Here is a 17,484-nt window from a genome sequence, read left to right as displayed (position 1 = left end):
GCAGGCCGGCCCCGAGAATCTACCAGCGTCAGCGCGCCAGCGTAAAGGAGCGGACCGGGCTGCTCTTTTCGTAGAAGCGGCCGTTGTCGAACTGCTCGGCGACGATCGTCCAGTAGTAGATGCCCGGCGGCAGATCGCTGATCACGAGTTCGCCGCCCGCCAGATCGGTGCGATCGATCATGGGGTGGCTCAGATCAGCCGTTTTCGCGAGCACGAAGCGAAAACGCGTCGGCACGTTGCTGTGGCTGACGAACCAGCGGAACTCGTAGTCGTGGCTACCCGCGCGCTGCGCGGCCGAAGCGTCCAGCCCGAGTTGGCGGCGCTCGAACGCGTACACGTTCGGCAGGCCGTCGAGGCCGTTGCTATCAGTCGACGCGACACGCACGAAGTACGTGCCGTCGGGCAGATCGCCGAAGTCGGCGTGCGGCGCACTCACACGTAGATCGCGCACCAGGTCGAGCTGATCGGCATCGTGCGAAATCTGCAGCCGATAGCCGACCGCGTGCTCGGCCGGGTTGACGTCGAACTTGACGGTCTTGCCGTCCTGCACGCGCGCCGGCCGCGCGAGCGAAGGCGCCGGCAACAACTGGAGCGGACTGCCGATCGCGCCGCCCGAGCGCGTGACGTTGCCGAAGCTTGCCTTGACCAGTTGCTCGGACGCCTGCAACGGCCTGCCCGGCGCCGGCGCGGCGCTCCGGCCGTGCTGCGCGGGCGGATCGACGCCGACCGCGCCGTCGAGCACGGCCACCGCGGTGGTCTGCGTGTCACCGTTGTAGTCGACGCGGAAGCGCGTACCGCGCACCCCGGCGACCACCGAAGGCGAACGGATCTGGAAGCGATCGTCGCGTCGCGTCGCATGCGTGACCTGGCTTTCGATCTCGCCGGAACGCAACTGAAGGATGCGATCGGCCGCGCCGGTCAGCGTGATGTGCCGCAGTCTCTCGATATTGAGTTCGCCGTTCTGCGCGACCGTCACGTACGAGCCGTCTGGCAGCTCGAGCGTCGCGAAGCCGTTCGCGCCGGTGCGCAAGTGATCGCCTTCGGCAAGCGTTTCACCGGTCTTCAACGGCAGATAAGGGCTCGTGTCGAACGCGTGCTCGACCGGACCGCTGGTCGCGACCACGCGAGCCGTGTCGCGATCCTGGCGCAGCCTTTGGAACGGCAAACGCAGCACGATGCCAGCCGGCATGCGGCGCGGCGCGGGCACGTGATTGAGCCGGCTCAACAGCGCCCAGTCGGCGGGGTCGGCCATGTAGCGGGCGGCGATGTCGTACAGCGTGTCGCCTTCGTGCGTCGTGTACGACGCGTAGACCGGCAACGCCTTCGCACCGGTCTTGCCGCGCGCGGGCTGCGCGTGCGCGCTCAAACTGGTCGCGCCCGTTGCAATCAGACAGGCCGCGGCAAGCCACGCGGCGGCGCGGCGACCGGACGCTGCCCCACCCACGCAGACCGTCACGCCTCCCCCGCTTCTTCAGTGGGTTCGTCGTCGGCGGTAGGTGGTGTGTCGGCTTCGATCCGCTCGAGGCGGTAGCCATAGCCGTAGATCGGCGTGAGCCGATAGCCTTGCTCCGGGCGCAGACCGAGCTTGCTGCGCAACATCGACACGTGGGTGTCCATCGTGCGCGACGGGATGTCGGTGGCCTGCTTCCAGATCACGTCGAGAATGTGTGCGCGCGACAGCGGCCGGCTCATATGCTGGAACAGCAGCAGCGCGAGCTCGAACTCTTTCTGCGTGACGGAGACCGGCGTGCCGCGCACGACGACGTGCTTGGCGCTCAGGTCGAACTCGAAGTCGCCGAACACTTCCCTGGTTGTCGGCGGCTTCAGGTAATAGGCTCGCCGCAGCAGCGAGCCGACCCGGGCGAGCAGCACGGCGCCCGACACGGGCTTGACGAGATAGTCATCCGCACCGATGTTCAGAATCGAAGTGATGTCGGTTTCGCGGCCGCGGCTGGTCATGAACAGCACCGGCAGGCGCTCGGACAGGCTTTCGCGCACCCAGCGAAGCACTTCTTCGCCGGACATGTCGGGAACGTTCCAGTCGAGCACGAGCAGATCGAACGTCTGGCGGCGCAACTGGCGCACGAGTTCACGCCCTGCGCCATACGCGTGACAGACGTGTCCAGCGGCGGATAGCGTTTGACACACAAGGTCGGCCTGAGCCGAATCATCATCGAGGACAGCAATTCTCATAACACCCCACTACGTAACAGCACCTTTCGCGGCTGACGGCCGGCGAACCGGCTGACGACCGGGATGACGACATAGCGCCGCCGATCCGGCTTCCCATAAAATTCCGGCTGCTACTTTCTGACTAAAGGTCCCTCGCCGTACCCCCGCCATGACGCTGGTTTCATGAAGCTGAAATCAGCGCATAAATGTAATTTCCATAGCGATTATGCAGGGCAGATCATGATAATCGAAAACCCTCTTTCATCCCGCTTACCGTGTACCGGCAATCCGTCGCGAAAAACCCTAATTGAAAACGATTGAAACGCTTCTTAGGTTTCTCCGGTCTGCCACCACGCGAGACACCCCGGACGGACGTCAGACTGCGGACCGCAGATCCTTGCTGCAGCGGCCTTTCGGGGATGTCCGCTTATACGCTTTAAGATTCCTTTCAGGTACTCTTATTTAACAATTGCGAGTTCAGTATAAGAATAATCTCAGAATAAATCGTTTAAACATTGTTAGATTTCGTCTCGGGCGAGTTGTCATTTGATGCAATCATCAGGGTCGGGCGCGAGACGAAGCCCGTTTTGGTTCGACTGCTTCACATTGACGGCCAATGCGATGACGCAATGCGTCATGGATCGTCAGCGCGTGATGCCGAGCGCCAGGTCGCGGGCAAAAAAATGCGGCGCTGCCCCTGTTGAAGCAACGCCGCCCAAAAACACTACACACGCTCGCCGGGGTCTAACCGCACGAGTAACGTCACGTTAGCCCTGCGCGAAGCGCTGCTCAAGATGAAAGAAATTCCTTTGTAACCGCTGCCAAAGTAGTTATTACACATCGTCCGGAACCGTCCGACGCACAACTCTTACACAGCGCGAGTTCGAAATTGGTATGAGTTGAACCTCCGTTCGGCGGCAATTTACATACACAGATGTTTTGTTACAGTCCGGCCCCCTTTGATGTTGCCGCAGCGCATCAGATTCCCGACTTAGGCGAGCGCGCCTCTGGCGCTCACCTCCCGCCCTCGATTTCCGGCATCGGCGCGAACAGCGCATCGAGATCGTCGTCCGAGAACTTCGCGGCACCCGCCGCGTCTTCCGCGAGAATGCTGTCGGCGAGCCCGGCCTTGTGTTCCTGCAGCTCGACGATCTTTTCCTCGATGCTGCCGGCCGCGATCAGCTTGTAGACGAATACCGGCTTGTCCTGTCCCAGCCGATGCGCGCGGTCCGTCGCCTGGTTCTCGGCGGCCGGATTCCACCACGGATCGTAGTGGATCACCGTGTCGGCGGCGGTCAGGTTCAGGCCCACTCCGCCCGCTTTCAGACTGATCAGGAACAGCGGCACCTCGCCCTGCTGAAACCGCTCGACCGGCGTTACGCGATCGGTCGTGTCACCCGTCAGCATCGCGTACGGGATCGCGGCCTCGTCGAGCGCCTGGGCGATCAGCGCGAGCATGCCGGTGAACTGCGAGAACAGCAGCACGCGACGCCCCTCCTCGATCAGCTCGGGCAGCATCGACAGCAGCAGATCGAGCTTGGCCGAGCGCATCGCGCGCTCGCCGCCGCCCGTCGCAGCGCCGTCAGTGAAGCCACTCGCGGTGCGCACGAGCCGCGGATCGCAGCACACCTGGCGCAGCTTCAGCAACGCATCGAGCACGATGATGTGGCTGCGCGCGAGCCCCTGCGCGCTGACCGCCGCGCGCACCTTCTGCTGCATCGCCGTGCGCACGGTTTCGTACAGGTCGCGCTGCGCGCCTTCCAGATCGACCGGACACACGATCGTCGTCTTCGGCGGCAGTTCCTTCGCGACCTCGTCCTTGCGACGACGCAGCGTGAACGGCCGGATGCGGCGCGCGAGCAACGCGCGGCGCACGTCGTCGCCGTTCTTTTCGATCGGGTTGCGCCAGCGTCGCGTGAAGTCTTTCTGGCTGCCGAGAAAGCCCGGCAGCAGAAAATCGAACTGCGACCACAGCTCGCCGAGATGATTCTCGAGCGGCGTGCCCGTCAGACACAGCCGATGCCGCGCCCGCAAGCCGCGAATCGCCTGAGCGGCCTTGGTGGTCGCGTTCTTCACGTACTGCGCCTCGTCGAGAATCAGCAGATGATAGTCGTGCTCGGCAAGCACCTTCTGATCGCGCCACAGCAGCGCATACGTGGTCAGGATCAGCTCGTGTTCGCCGATCTGCTCGAAGCGCTCCTTTCTGTGCGGCCCGTTCAGCGTCAGCACCTTCAGGTCCGGTGCAAAGCGGCGCGCTTCCTCGCGCCAGTTGTGCACCAGCGTGGTCGGCACGACGATCAGCGCGGGCTGCGTAAGTCGTCCCGCTTCCTTCTCCGCGAGAATATGCGCGAGTGTCTGCACGGTTTTGCCGAGCCCCATGTCGTCGGCGAGCACGCCGGCCAGATCCTGTTCGCGCAGGAACTGCATCCAGTTCAGGCCCTGGTGCTGATACGCGCGCAGCTCCGCCTTCAGACCACGCGGCACCGGCACTTCGCGCAAGCCCGGTCCGGCTTGCAGACGGCGCGCGAGGTCGCGGATCGAAGCGTCGCCGCTGAACTGCCAGCGGCCGGTGTCGTGCAGCGCATCGAGACGGCCGGCATCGACCGCGGGCACGCGCAGCGGCGCGCCTTCGGCAAGCGCGCCGCCGAGCGAATCGAACAGATCGACCAGCACCCGCACCACCGGCTTCAGACGATCGGCGCGCAACCGCAGACGCTTGTTCTCCTCGGTCTTCAGCTCGATCGGCTCGTCGTCGCGGATGCTCTCCAGCGCGCCAGACAGCCAGCGCCGGTCGCGCCGGAACAGATCGGCAAGCAGCGGCTCGAGCCGCACGTTGCGCTCGCCGACGCGGATGCCCATCTCCAGATCGAACCAGCCGTCGCCGGCTTGCTGCGCGGTGCCGTCGATCGCGTCGATCTCGATCACGTTGTAGCGGAACTCGGGCGCCATCGTCACGCGCCAGCCCTTCGCGACCAGATCCGGTACCGCGTCGTTGACGAACTCGGACCACGCGTCGCTGTCGGGCAGACCGAGCATCGTGTCAGGCAACAGACGCGCCGCCTGCATATTGCGCGTCGGCACCTTCTGCAGACCGGTCTTGCGCAATTCCAGCAAGCGCTTTTTCTCGGCGTCGTAGCGCCGGCGGATGTGAATCACGTCGCCGCCCGGCAGCGGCACGAGCGTCACGCTGCTGTCGGCGTTGATGCTGACGCCGTCGTAGTCGAAGCTCGCCGCGGCCAGCTCGACCGCGGCGGACTTGCGCTCCGCGGCTTTTGCTGCCTTCGCGGTTTTTGCGGTCTTCGCCGCTTTCATGCCCTTCGCCGTGCCTGGCAGCGCGTGGCTGTTCAGTGTCAGCACCGGCACCGGCTCGACATCGATCACGCGAATCGCGGGCGCGTCATGGGTCGGCGGCAGCGGCAGCTCGGGCGCGATCTCGCGCAGCACCGACGCGACGAGCGGCGCCTCGGCGAGCGAGATCGGCGGCATCGCGAGGTAGTCGGGCAATTGCTGGAACGGCAGCGACAGCGGTACGACGCCCGCCTCGTTGGCGACGCCGTCCACGTACCAGACCGGCTCGGTCGGCAGCACCATGCTCGCGCGCGGTTCGGTGCGCAGCACCGGGCGCAGACGCTCGTCGGCGAGCGGCTCCCATTCGATGCGCCCGGGCCGGTCGGCGGCGCGCGCGAGCGGTGTCGGCCCAGCTTGGCCCGGCGCGGTCCTGAAGTCGAAGAACAGGCGCCCGGTCGCGATCAGCTTTTGCAGCGTTTCCGCGCCACTCGTGCCGCGCAGCACGAACTGGCCCAGGTCCTCGCGCGAGCGGCCGAGCCACAGGCCGCGCAGAATCGACAGGTCTTCGTCGGACACGAAGCGCGGCTGCCTGAGCAGCGCGCCTTCGACGTCGCCCCAGCTGTCGCCGACTTCGACGATCACGCCGTCCGCGTCGCAACGCGCGCGATGCAGCACGACTTCGTGGCGCAGATGAAAACGCGACCAGTTGAGCCGATAGGCGAGCGTCTCCTTGCTCGGGGCCTCCACCTTGCGGGCGGCATTTTTTTCGGCGGCGGCGTCGGCCGCGCGGGCGCGCGCGCGAAAACGTTCGAGCCAGCTGACCAGTTCCGGCCGCACGCCCGGAGATGAAGATGGAGATGGCGCCGGCGGCGGCGCGCCCGGGACCGTGATCCGTCGCGCGACGAACACCTCCGACGTGGCCGGATCGCTGTCTTCCTCGACCTGCGTGATGTGATCCATCTCGTCGTGGTAGTCGAGTTCCGCGAGCAGCAACGCCGCGACGTGCTTGCAATTGCGCCCGACCGGGCACGTGCATTCGCCTTCGGCCCACGGCGACCCGCCATCGGTCCGAAAGCGGACCCGTGTGCGGTAAGGCTGTGGCTGCGAGCCCTGCACGTCGCCCGACAGCGTCTCGCCCTGCCATTTGACGTTGCTGATCGCGCCCACCGAGCGCGCCTTGGCGACGGTCCGCTCACCGAGCCATTCGGCAATGCTGTCCCGATCGAAGAAAACTGACGACATCCGCGTGCATTCCTTTTCAAACCGGCGAAGGCAAACGCGCGCGGACCGAACCAGTGCACCGGGCGACGCTCGCTCGCGACGCCCGGCCGATTCTGTCCAGTTGCGATTTGCCTGTGGTAACCGGCCATTTTACGCGTTGGACGAAAATCGCTGGGCCGGCCGATCCGGTCAGTTTGGGAACGGCCCAAGCGAGCCGCGGCCCGGCCGATTCGGCCGGTATCAGCGTCCTCCGCGGGCCATGCTGCCCCATACGCCGTCGCGCAGAATCAGCCCATGCAACAGCGCCGCGGCCAGATGCAGCAGCACCGTCGCGAACAACGCGAACGCAAGCCACGTATGCAGCGCGCGCAGCAGCGCGAACAGCGCGACGTCGTGCGGCGCGATCGGCGGCAGATGCAGCGGACCGAACAGCGTGACCGGATAGCCGGCCGCCGACAACATCGCCCAGCCGATCAGCGGCATCGCCAGCATCAGCCCGTACAGCACGAGGTGCGACGCATGCGCCGCGATTCGCTGCGGCTTCGACATCCGCTCGGGCAATGGCGGACTGCCGCGCATCATGCGCACCGCGAGCCGCACCAGCACGAGCAGCAGCAACGCGATGCCGAGCGGCCGATGCAACGCGACCAACGCATCATGGGCACGCGATACCGTCGCGACCATGCCCACGCCGATAAACAGCATCGCGACGATCAGCGGCGCCATCGTCCAGTGCAGCAGCCGCGCGAGCGGACTGAAGTGAGTGCGGTCGCGGCTCATGAGTGCTCTCCGTTTGGCTGGGTTCGGTGGACCTCGGGATGCAGCGCCTCCTCGCGGGTGCGGCGTTGGAACGACTGCGCGTAGGCCGCCGAGCGCGCGGCGAGCAGCGGGTCATCCGATGGCGCGATGCCGGCGGGCACGATCGTCGGATCGAAGTTGATGTCGCGGCAGGTGCCGTCTTCCTGCGACGTCGTGCGTTCGATCACGAGCGTCCCCGCGTCGATGTGCTGACGGTCGTCGGGCCATTGCAGCGTCGCGTCGTTCGTCGGGTCGCCAGGCTGCGCGACTGTCAATATCAGATGCCAACGCAAAGGGCCGTGTTGCAGACGCTCGTCGAGATCGGCGGCGAGGAAGTTCTTCTCGGCCTGCTGCGCGGCGGTGAACGGCGCGTACGGCGTGTCGGGCACGACGGCCCAGCGCACCGCGCGCGTCGTGCCGTGGGCTTCGGTAAACAGGAACGCGTCGATGCCGTAGTACGCGGCGTTCGCGAGGCTCGACGACGGTGCGTGCGACTTGACCCAGCGCTGGAACGGCTGCGTCTCGGGATTGGCCGCGTAGAACGCCTTCAGCTTCGCGGGGTCCGGTTTGCCGGTCGCGGGGTCGGGCTTCGAGGCCAGCAACTGCTGATAAAACTGCGCGGGCGTATGCACCGCGAATACCGGCGTCGAGTTCATGCCGGTACGCCACTGTTCGCCATCGTGAAGCCGGAACTGCAGCGCGAGACTGCGCACCGGCGAGCTCGTATCGGGCGCGGACGGATTGCCGCCGGGCACCGCGAAGCGGCCCGACACCGGCGTGCGGCCCGGCGCGAACACTGCCGCGTGCGACAGCGCCACGCCATTGCCGTTGCTGTCGAAATAGCCGTCGACGCATAGGCCTTTGGCGTGATTGCGTCGATAGCCGGGATGCTGGCCCGCGACTGCTTCGAACGTATCGATGATGCGCGGCGCGGTCAGCCGCGCGGGCGTGAGCCAGCCCGCGGTGTACGCGAAGCCGCCCGCAAGCGCGAGCACGACAGCGCCGATCGCGGCGAGCCGGCATGGCACACAGATCGGCCGCGGGTCGGAGCCGGCGGGATGGGGTTTGGGTCGGTAGGGTTGTGTCACGGAAACTCCTTGCCGGATGGATACCAACGTACGGGCAAACACCCCGCGCTACGATGTATTCCATCCGGCACCGGCGCGCCCGTTCAAACCCATTCGCGCGCCGGTGGCCGATGCTTCACCGGGTGCCAACGGCCGGCGCGCCCGCGTTCGCGACGTGGCTCGCGGCGGCCGCCGCTTGCGCGGCAATCGCGATCTTGTGCTGCTCGACCTGACGTGCGAACACGGGGCTGACGTCGGGGTACGACGCGTCGGTGATGTAATCGAGACCGTTCTGCTGGGCCTCGATCAATTCCTGATACACCTGAGCGCGTGTCTTGGCCTGCGCAAACGCGCTCGACGAAGCGGCGAGAACGACGAACGACAAAGCGATGAACGAAAGCTTTTTCATGATCGACTCCAGTGAGTGTTGTGCGGGTTCGCACCAGGGAGAACCACGAGTCGGCGGCGTTTATTCCTGAATTCGCCGCATGAGAAAAACATCGCCGGCGCGGGGAATAAACGGGCAAGCGCCGGTGTTTGTCCTCGGAGAGCAGTAATCAACACCGCGCATCACCATGACCTCGACTCATCGCCCGTCCGGCACTCCTCCGTCCGAAGACGACATCCAGGCTTACGCCGACGGCACGCTGACGCCCGAGCGTGCCGCGGCTCTGCGCGACTATCTCGGCAAGCATCCGGCGGAAGCACGGCGCGTCGCCTTTTACGACCGCTTGAACGCACAGATCCAGGCGACGTTTCAGACCACCGACGAGCCCGCGCATGAGCACCTGCGCGAATCGCGCCGGCTTCGCATGCGCGTGCAACCGACCGGCCCTTGGCGCCGAACGCTCGTCGCGTTCGTAGCCCTCGCGCTGATGCTGATCGCCGTCAGCGGCTGGATCGCGGCGGCTCAGGTGTCGGCACAAGCACTCGACAACGCCGCCGTGATGGCGCTCGCCGAAGCCAGCGCGCAACCCTTTTCGTCGGCATCGCCGACGCGCGTCGATCCCGCCGCGCCGGATCTCGGCGCGATCGGCCTGCGCCTCGTCGAGCAACGCGTGCTGCGGCTCGGGCTATTGCAGCGCGTGGACGAGCTCGTCTATCTGAACGGCGATCAGCAGCCGGTGGTGGTGCTGTCGGCGGCGGCGCCGTTTGCGCGCGAAGAGCCGCAGTGGGCCGCGCGCCGCATCGGCGAGCTGCGGCTGTTGACGTGGACCGCGCGGCGCCAGCGTTTCGTCGTCGCGGGCGATGCGCGCACCCACGGCCTGATGCGCGCCGCCGACGTGATGACCGCGCGCTGACACCGAGGCGCGCGGCCCTCACGGAATAAAATGCGCTGAAAGGTGTTTGCAGTACGAACGCATCGTGCGACGGAAGCCTCCGCGACCGGCCCGGCGCGTATCGATACCGACGCGAGTGAAGCCGATGCCACCCCCACGCCCCCTGAACGGGATCGACCATGGATGTCCGTGACGAGCTGATCGAGCACGTGCCGCGTCTGCGGCGCTATGCGCGGGCGCTGATCAACAATCGCGAACTCGCCGACGACCTCGTGCAGGACACGCTCGAGCGCGCGCTCGGCCGCACCCGTCTGTTCCAGCCGGGCACCGATCTGCGCGCATGGCTGTTCACGATCATGCACAACGTGTTCGCGAATCAGGCGCGCAAGGCGGCGGCGCGCGCGGTCCACGTCGCAGTCGACGACGACAGCATCGCCGAAAGCGAGCTCGCGGTGCCGTCGGGCCAGACGCGTTCGCTCGAAATGCGCGATCTCGACTACGCGCTGCAGCGGCTGCCGGTCGAGCAGCGCGAGGTGGTGCTGCTGGTCGGTCTCGAGGAGATGAGCTATGCCGATGTCGCGCTCGCGCTGAACATTCCGATCGGTACGGTGATGTCGCGGCTGTCGCGCGGACGCGAACGGCTGCGAGCTTTGATGGCGGGCGCCCAGCCCGGTGCGAAATTACAGGTGGTGCGATGAGCGAGCCGCAAATGCCGATCGGCGAAGAAGACTTGCACGCGTACGTGGACGGCACGCTGTCCGGCGAGCGGCGTGACGAGGTCGAGCGCGCGCTCGAACAGAACCCGGAGCTGGCCGCGCGCGTCAGCGATTACTTTTCCCTCAATGGGCTGCTTCACGATCGCTACGACCGCGTGCTCAGCGAGCCCGTGCCAACGCGTCTGCAGAGCGGCGCGCCGCGCCGCGCGCGGGCGGCCGCGAACTGGCCGCGTTATGCCGCGCAGTTCGCGGGAATGGCGGCCGCGCTCGTGCTCGGCCTGGGCATCGGCATGCACAGGAACGATCTGATTCCACCCGTTGCGATCGATCGAACCGACACGGGGGCCGATACTCAAGCCGGCAATCGTGCGGTCAGCGCGGACAGCGCGGACAGCGCCGAGAGCTTCGCGCGCCGGGCGGCGGTCGCGCACGTGGTCTACATGCCGGCGATCGACCGGCCGAGCGACATGAGCGCCGATCACGAGCAGGACTTCGTGCAATGGCTCGCGAACCGGCTCGGCACCGAGGTCCATCCGCCGATGCTGTCGAAGAGCGGTTTCATGCTGTCGGGCGGGCGCCTGCTGCCCGGCGACGATGGCCCAACCGCGCAGTTCATGTATCGCGGACCGAACGGCGAGCGCGTCACGCTGTGCATCTCGCATCGTCGCGAGAACGCGAATACGACGGCGTTCAAGCTGTATCAGGCGGGGCCCGTCAACGTGTTCTATTGGATCGACGGCGATTTTGGCTATGCGGTGTCGGGCGGGATCGATCGCAAGCAGCTGTTGCAGATCGCGCATGATGTCTATGCGCAGTTGACGGGCGCGGTACCTGGTTGAAGCGGATGCGTTGCGCGCCGCGCGGTTCGCGCATCAACGGCATCAACGTAGTGTCTTCTGCTGCCCCGGCGTCGCCGCGTCATCGCGCGCGGCGCCGCGCAGTTCACGCGGCGTTGCACCCAGCAAACGCGACATCCAGTGCGCCATATGGCTCTGATGCGCAAAGCCCGTTTCGAGCGCGATCTGACTTGCGCTGAGGCGTCCTTGCAGCAGCAGCGTTCGCGCGCGCTCTACCCTGCGCTGTACCACGTACTGATGCACGGGCACGCCGAGCGTGTCGCGAAACAGCGCCTTGAAATGCGGCACGCTCAGTTGCGCTTGCATGGCGAGCTCGTCGAGCGTCAGACGCTGATCGAGATGCGCGTCGATGAACTCGATCACGCGCGCGGCCGTGCGCGGCGCGAGCGTGCGCCGCCGGTTCGAGACATTCGGTTCGACGCCGATCAGACGCACCAGCATCGCCGTGCACAGGCTTTCGGCGTACAGCGGATCGGATGCATCGTCCGCTTCGAGCTCCGCGCGCAGCGCCCACGCGAGATGCTGAAAGCGCGGATCGCGCATCTGGAAGCGCGGACGCAGCTGCGCATCGGCCGATTTCAATGCGAGTTGCTCGACGGTCCGTCGCGCAAAGTCCTCGGTAAACCAGACGCTGAAAATCGTGCAGGCGGCGTCATCGTTCCACTGACCTTCGACCCCCGCGGGGATCACGTCCACGTCGCCGTGCGCCTGAATCCGCGTGTGGCGGCGCGCATCGCACAGACAGCGCGCGGTCACCGGCGCGCCGACATGCACGCCCACACGGTGATGGACGAATGCCGCCATCCGATGCAGACCGGCCGACACGTTGACCAGCTCCGCACCGAAGCCTTGCCAGCCGAGCGCCCTGCTCGTGCGCACGGCGATGCGCGAGCCGCTGTGCGGCGCAGGCGCGGGAATCGGGGTGACGGCGTTCATCGCTTGTCTCCTGAATGACCTGAATGACGGCGCGAAGCCTGCATTGTGCGACGTTTTCGGCGGCTTCGCCGGCGTGACGGAATTTCGTAGCTCGCCAACCGCCAACGCGATTCGCGCGGCCTGCGCGGCAGCGCCACAAAAAATCATCCATATCTGCGCAAAGTCATCCGGATCTGAGCGCCTCGCGGGCACCCCGTCCGTACCATCGCGCCATAGCGATCCTCAAACGGAGCACAACGTGTTCGTCATTTTCGGAGCGAGCGGTCACGTGGGACAGGCGAGCGCAACCGCCTTGCGTCGCGCGGGCCATCAAGTACGCGCGGTGGTGCGCGACGCAGCACAAACTGAAGCGCTCGCGGCAATCGGCTGCGAGATCGCGCTCGCCGACCTGAACGATGCGGAGTCGGTCGCGCGCGCGATCGACGGCGCACAGGCGGTGCAATGGCTGTGTCCAGTGCCGCGGGCGCATGACGACCCTGCAGCCGCCATGCGACACATCATCGATGCGGGCGTCGACGCCTTGCGCATGACCACGCCGCCGCGGCTCCTCGCGCTATCCGACTACGGCGCCGAACACCCGGACGGCACCGGCATCACGACGCTGTTCCACTACCTCGAAACGCAGTTGCTGCGCAACGTCGCATCTTCGCTGATTTTGCTGCGCGCCGCCGAGCACATGCAGAACTGGGCGCGCGTGCTACCGGTCGCGCTCGGCCGTGGTGTGCTGCCGAGTCTGCATGATCCGCTCGACAAGCTGTTTCCGACCGTCGCCGCCGAGGACGTCGGCAAACTTGCCGCGCAGTTGCTGCTCGATGAAGCGCCGGCGCGCACGACGCCGCGGGTGGTCAGTATCGAAGGGAAAGAGCGGGTCAGCGCGCTCGACGTCGCGCGCACCCTGGCGGAACTGTCGGGGCGGCCGGTAATCGCCCAGCGGGTGCCGCGCGACGAATGGAGTGCCGTGCTGCGCGGCGCCGGGCTCGGCGAGCGTCACGCGCAACTGATCGTCGATCTGTACGACGCGCACAACGCTGGCCGCATCGACGTGGAGGCGAACGTCAGCGAGCGACGCTTCGGCGCCACGACGTTGCGACAGGTATTGGAGGCGCTGCTATCGCGCGTGGGCGGGATGGAAGCCGCGGCGCGATGAGCCACGTGGACATTCGGCAAACCGACGGCGTGGCGCGAGCAGCGGTGAGCCCAAGCTCACGCGCCGAGTGCTGGCTGCGCGCAGCGATGAAGCTTTCCAGCCTGATCGGCTGCCACGCGCTCGCGAACCTGCTCGCCGCGATTCCCGACAGCAACGACGATTTCGGCGTGTTCTAGGCTGCTGGCGTTCCGGCTTACTCGTTCTCGTCGAAGTAATGCCCGAACTTCAGCTGCTTGGTGCGGATATAGCGCTCGTTTTCCTCGCGCATCGGAATCGCGAGCGCGACACGCTCGCACACCGGAATGCCGTGCTTCGACAACGTGTCGAACTTCTCGGGATTGTTGCTCATCAGCCGCACCGACGTGACCTTCAGCGTACGCAGGATGCCCGCGGCCGAATCGTATTCGCGTGAATCGTCGGGCAGGCCGAGATCGAGGTTGGCCTCGACGGTATCGCGCCCCTGCTCCTGCAGCGCATACGCGCGGATCTTGTTCGACAGGCCGATGCCGCGTCCTTCGTGGCCGCGCAGATACAACAGCACGCCGCAACCCTCAGCCGCGATATAGCGCAGCGCGAGATCGAGCTGCTCGCCGCAGTCGCAGCGATAGGAGCCGAGCACGTCGCCCGTCAGACATTCCGAATGCAGGCGCGTCAGCACGGACGACTGGTTGGCGACATCGCCCATCACGAGCGCGAGATGTTCGGCGCCGCTGTCGACCACGCGAAACACATAGGAAGTGAACGTGCCGTAGCGCGTGGGCAGCGTGGCGGTGGCGTCGAGCACGACGCATTCGCTGGTGACGGCGCCGTCCGCTGCGGGCGATGAATCCTGAGACGTGAGCATGGCGTTGAACAATAGTGCTGGCATGAACCCGGTCGAGCCGGGGATAAGGGTTGGACTGCGAGTTTACCGCTAATCCGCACGCAGCACGTGGATGCCCCTTCGCAGCCGCTGGAAGCTGCGCCGCGACCACCGCCTCGAAGCACCCGCGCGACACAAGACCCGCCACACGCGACAGAAGACAAGCCCGCGCGAACCGCGCGGATTCAGCGCGCGTCGTCCGGCGCGCCCCAGATATTCCTGGTGTACCGCGGGCGCACGTCGCGCCTATACTGGAATCGCCTGTCCCTCACGACAGCGCGCCACTTCGGCGTGCTGCATTGCGAAACGGAGCGCTCCATGACAAGCGTTGCACAGCTTCTTAAAACGAAACCGAACCCCTCCGAGGTCTACACGATCGGCGCCGACGATTCCGTCTACGAGGCAATCCGGTTGATGGCCGAGAAAGGCATCGGCGCGCTGGTGGTGACGGACGGCGACAGCATCGCCGGCATCGTCACGGAGCGCGACTACGCACGCAAGATAGTGCTGATGGACCGCTCGTCGAAGGCGACACCGGTGCGCGACATCATGAGCAAGGCGGTGCGCTTCGTTCGTCCGGACCAGACGACCGAAGACTGCATGGCGCTGATGACCGAGCGGCGTATGCGTCACCTGCCGGTCATCGAGAACGGGCGGCTGATCGGCATGGTGTCGATTGGGGACCTCGTGAAGGACATCATCGCGGAGCAGCAGTTCACGATCCAGCAACTCGAGTTCTATATTCACGGCGAACGGCTCTGACAGGCAGCACGGCTTTCGCTGGGCGAACGCGCATCGATCATCCGCGCGGGACCTGAAGCAAAAAAGGCCCAAACCTCGAAAAGCTTGGGCCAAGCTACCTTGCGGCAGCGGAGGTTCCTTCGGAAAGAGGAACGCAACGCGCGCACGGATGACGCGCGCACGGGCGCATGGGTGCGGCGCGCTCGATTGAAACAGTACCTGGTGTGAAGCGCTGTGCGCCCGCGAAAGCGGCGCACAGCGTAGCTCTGCGTGCGTGCTTGCCCGTTTGCGAAATCAGTTACCGAAATACACGCTCTTCGGGCCGCTCGTCGGCTGCGGCTGCGTCGGGCGACCCGCTTGCGTCGCTCCGCTCATCGGCGCGCCGTAACCGCTGGTATTAGCGGCCGGCTGGGTTTGCGCGACGGCCGGATTCTGCGCTTGCACGCGCTGTTCCGCGGCCTGGACGTCTGCCGGATATTCCGCGTCGTTCGAGGTCGACGGGTTGTAGCCCGCGCGCTCCAACTGGATCAGTTCGCTGCGAACCTGGGCGCGGGTGATCGGCTGCTGGCTCGATTGCGCGAACGAGACGATCGGCGCGGCGACAACGGCTGCAATGGCAACTGCCTTGATAAGCGATTTCATGATGACTTCCCTCCAATGTGGTTTTATCTGCATCGCCGACACCGTGGTGTGCAGCGAATAAGTTCAGTCTAGTCACCACATGAACAAGGGAAAACCCTTAATTGCGAGATATAAAATTGTTCCGTTCGCAACAATGCCATGGGATATCGTGGGGTCGATTCGCCCCGCACGATGTTCCGGGCAACAATTGTCCGGAACGTCCCGGCGCGGCCGGAATGTCATGCGCCCGAATGCGGAATCGTCAGTAGCTTGCGCGGGCCGCTGACGAACGCGCTGCCCGGCTCGAAAAATCGCAGCGGCCGGTGCATCTCGCGCGACAGGCCAATGCGCGTCGTCACGCCGATCGGTGCGTCGCCGGTCTCGATCACGCCGATCCATAGCCCCCGCCCGGCACACAGATCGTGGCCGTCGAACGCCTGGCCGATGCCGAACGCCACCGTCAGCCGGCCGGGTCCGCGGGCGAGATCGCGCAGCGGCACGCCGGGACGGCGCGCTTCCATCAGCGCGAGTCCTTCGAGCGGTTCGATCGCGCGCAGCAGGATGCCGGCGCCGACCCCCTCCGCTTCGGACGACATGTTCAACATGTACGAGACGCCGTAGGTCAGCCGCACATAAGCGTGACCGCGCGCGAGGAACATCGACCCGTTGTACGGACGACGTCCGATAAACGCATGGCTCGTCGAATCGCCGAGCGGATAGGCCTCGGTCTCGACGATGCGTCCGCTCAGGCGTCCTTCGGGCAGATCGTGAACGAGATATTTGCCGACCATGAAGCGCGCGAGCTCGACGGTGTCGAGCGGCAGATCGTTGCGGCGTAACGGCCGGATCGGAAGAGCTTCGTTTCGCATGCGCTGGATGTCCTTTAAGCCGGTGCTGAAATCCCACGTCATCGACCGGTTGCGATCGGCAAATTCGTTGTACCGACGCCTCATTTTCTGCGTCAGCAGGTCAACATGGCACCAATTGCTGTATCGTGTGCTTCCGGCCGGTCACACGGCCGTTTGCATGTTTTGCGCGCGCTTCGCGGCGCGCGGAAAACATGCGTATCGGCTGAAAGTGTTCGCATGGCTGCTGTACCTGTTTCATTCGCATTGAATCCCGCTGTACCCGCTGATGTAAAAAAAATCGACCCCATCCGGGGGATCGACGTTCTACGACAACAGGAGATGGTTGAATGAAAGCATTCTCGGCAATCAAGGTGATCAGCGGCGCGCTGGTCGTTCTCGCTTCCCTCAACGCGTACGCGCAAAGCAGCGATGCGGCCGCGACCGCAGCGCCGGCGGCAGCGGCACCGACCACCAAGGAGGTTAAACAGGCCAATCGCGCTCTGCAGAAGAAGGTCCGCGCGAAGCTCGCACGTACGAAGGGCCTGACCGTCGGCAACATCACCGTGCGCGCACGCAGCGGCGCCGTCACGCTGGAAGGTTCGGTGCCGGAGCAGGCTCAAATCGAAATCGCGACGAACGCCGCTCAAGGCGTGGAAGGCGTGACGTCGGTGAAGAGCGCACTGTCGATCCGCGCAATCGGCCAGTAAGCCGGTCAAACTGCCGAAGAAGTTGCAGTAAAGCAGCAAGCTGGCGTCGACGGCGGAAGGCTCCGTCGCGACGCCAATTTCCCCTCCGATCCATCGCTCGACACGATTGCCCCCGGTGCGCCCCTCGCACCATCCGACGCGGCGATTTTCCCCGCCCTCAGAACCGCAATATTTTGAGCGCACCACTCCGCGAAGTGCCGGTTTATCTCAGCAATTTCCCCTT

The 17,484-nt window shown here is 65.6% G+C and carries 17 protein-coding genes; 7 read left to right on the top strand and 10 right to left on the bottom strand.

Annotation, left to right across the window (positions count from 1 at the left end; genetic code table 11):
- Positions 1-28 precede the first annotated feature (28 nt).
- The 6 genes from GCT19_RS33110 to GCT19_RS33085 form a co-directional block, all read right to left on the bottom strand.
- Positions 29-1,456: a FecR family protein gene (locus GCT19_RS33110; RefSeq protein ID WP_321576910.1), complete on the bottom strand. Its 1,428-nt coding sequence runs from the start codon at positions 1,454-1,456 to the stop codon at positions 29-31.
- Entirely contained in the window at positions 1,453-2,193 is a 741-nt protein-coding gene (locus tag GCT19_RS33105; protein WP_013091610.1) for a response regulator transcription factor, read from the bottom strand. Before GCT19_RS33105 ends, GCT19_RS33110 begins: the two co-directional genes overlap by 4 nt.
- A gap of 993 nt (positions 2,194-3,186) precedes the next feature.
- Positions 3,187-6,702, bottom strand: a complete 3,516-nt coding sequence (locus GCT19_RS33100; protein ID WP_152854284.1) for a DEAD/DEAH box helicase — start codon at positions 6,700-6,702, stop codon at positions 3,187-3,189.
- 219 nt (positions 6,703-6,921) lie between these two features.
- A complete protein-coding gene (locus tag GCT19_RS33095; protein ID WP_152854283.1) occupies positions 6,922-7,461 on the bottom strand; it encodes a cytochrome b in 540 nt (179 codons plus the stop codon).
- Positions 7,458-8,567 carry a catalase family peroxidase gene (locus tag GCT19_RS33090; RefSeq protein WP_321576909.1) on the bottom strand — a complete coding sequence of 370 codons (1,110 nt, stop codon included), beginning with the start codon at positions 8,565-8,567 and terminating at the stop codon, positions 7,458-7,460. Before GCT19_RS33090 ends, GCT19_RS33095 begins: the two co-directional genes overlap by 4 nt.
- A 115-nt stretch (positions 8,568-8,682) precedes the next feature.
- The gene (locus GCT19_RS33085; protein WP_152854282.1) at positions 8,683-8,955 is read right to left on the bottom strand and encodes a DUF4148 domain-containing protein; all 273 of its coding nucleotides are present in this window, start codon (positions 8,953-8,955) and stop codon (positions 8,683-8,685) included.
- Between the two features lie 166 nt (positions 8,956-9,121).
- Here GCT19_RS33085 and GCT19_RS33080 point away from each other — a divergent pair, with 166 nt between their 5' ends.
- The 3 genes from GCT19_RS33080 to GCT19_RS33070 all read left to right on the top strand — a co-directional run bounded on the left by GCT19_RS33080 (position 9,122) and on the right by GCT19_RS33070 (position 11,381).
- Positions 9,122-9,847: an anti-sigma factor family protein gene (locus tag GCT19_RS33080; RefSeq protein WP_152854281.1), complete on the top strand. Its 726-nt coding sequence runs from the start codon at positions 9,122-9,124 to the stop codon at positions 9,845-9,847.
- Positions 9,848-10,005: 158 nt separating this feature from the next.
- Positions 10,006-10,524 (top strand): sigma-70 family RNA polymerase sigma factor, encoded by a 519-nt coding sequence (locus GCT19_RS33075; RefSeq protein ID WP_013091604.1) that lies wholly within the window; start codon positions 10,006-10,008, stop codon positions 10,522-10,524.
- Positions 10,521-11,381: an anti-sigma factor family protein gene (locus tag GCT19_RS33070; protein WP_152854280.1), complete on the top strand. Its 861-nt coding sequence runs from the start codon at positions 10,521-10,523 to the stop codon at positions 11,379-11,381. The genes GCT19_RS33075 and GCT19_RS33070 overlap by 4 nt, the downstream gene beginning before the upstream one ends.
- A gap of 42 nt (positions 11,382-11,423) precedes the next feature.
- Here GCT19_RS33070 and GCT19_RS33065 read toward each other — a convergent pair whose 3' ends face one another.
- Positions 11,424-12,335 (bottom strand): AraC family transcriptional regulator, encoded by a 912-nt coding sequence (locus GCT19_RS33065; protein ID WP_152854279.1) that lies wholly within the window; start codon positions 12,333-12,335, stop codon positions 11,424-11,426.
- A 238-nt stretch (positions 12,336-12,573) separates the two neighbouring features.
- On the opposite strand from GCT19_RS33065, the gene GCT19_RS33060 reads away from it, so the two are divergent.
- Positions 12,574-13,482, top strand: a complete 909-nt coding sequence (locus GCT19_RS33060; RefSeq protein ID WP_321576908.1) for an NmrA family NAD(P)-binding protein — start codon at positions 12,574-12,576, stop codon at positions 13,480-13,482.
- Entirely contained in the window at positions 13,479-13,658 is a 180-nt protein-coding gene (locus GCT19_RS33055) for a hypothetical protein (RefSeq protein ID WP_013091600.1), read from the top strand. The genes GCT19_RS33060 and GCT19_RS33055 overlap by 4 nt, the downstream gene beginning before the upstream one ends.
- 17 nt (positions 13,659-13,675) lie before the next feature.
- Here the strand turns inward: GCT19_RS33055 and ribA are convergent, their stop codons facing one another.
- Complete coding sequence (gene ribA / locus GCT19_RS33050; protein WP_026228235.1) at positions 13,676-14,326, bottom strand: GTP cyclohydrolase II; 651 nt, start codon at positions 14,324-14,326, stop codon at positions 13,676-13,678.
- A gap of 336 nt (positions 14,327-14,662) precedes the next feature.
- Here ribA and GCT19_RS33045 point away from each other — a divergent pair, with 336 nt between their 5' ends.
- On the top strand, positions 14,663-15,106 hold the full coding sequence (locus GCT19_RS33045) for a CBS domain-containing protein (RefSeq protein WP_018433186.1): 444 nt from the start codon (positions 14,663-14,665) through the stop codon (positions 15,104-15,106).
- A 273-nt stretch (positions 15,107-15,379) separates the two neighbouring features.
- Here GCT19_RS33045 and GCT19_RS33040 read toward each other — a convergent pair whose 3' ends face one another.
- Positions 15,380-15,727 (bottom strand): DUF4148 domain-containing protein, encoded by a 348-nt coding sequence (locus GCT19_RS33040; RefSeq protein ID WP_152854277.1) that lies wholly within the window; start codon positions 15,725-15,727, stop codon positions 15,380-15,382.
- 218 nt (positions 15,728-15,945) lie between these two features.
- Positions 15,946-16,575, bottom strand: a complete 630-nt coding sequence (locus GCT19_RS33035; RefSeq protein WP_026228234.1) for a DNA-3-methyladenine glycosylase — start codon at positions 16,573-16,575, stop codon at positions 15,946-15,948.
- Between the two features lie 326 nt (positions 16,576-16,901).
- On the opposite strand from GCT19_RS33035, the gene GCT19_RS33030 reads away from it, so the two are divergent.
- On the top strand, positions 16,902-17,261 hold the full coding sequence (locus GCT19_RS33030) for a BON domain-containing protein (protein ID WP_018433182.1): 360 nt from the start codon (positions 16,902-16,904) through the stop codon (positions 17,259-17,261).
- Positions 17,262-17,484 lie beyond the last annotated feature (223 nt).

This window comes from Paraburkholderia atlantica, assembly GCF_009362785.1.
GTDB classification, from domain to species: Bacteria; Pseudomonadota; Gammaproteobacteria; order Burkholderiales; family Burkholderiaceae; genus Paraburkholderia; species Paraburkholderia atlantica.
Note: the sequence above shows the minus strand (reverse complement) of the source record. Positions and strands in the feature narration are given on the sequence as shown.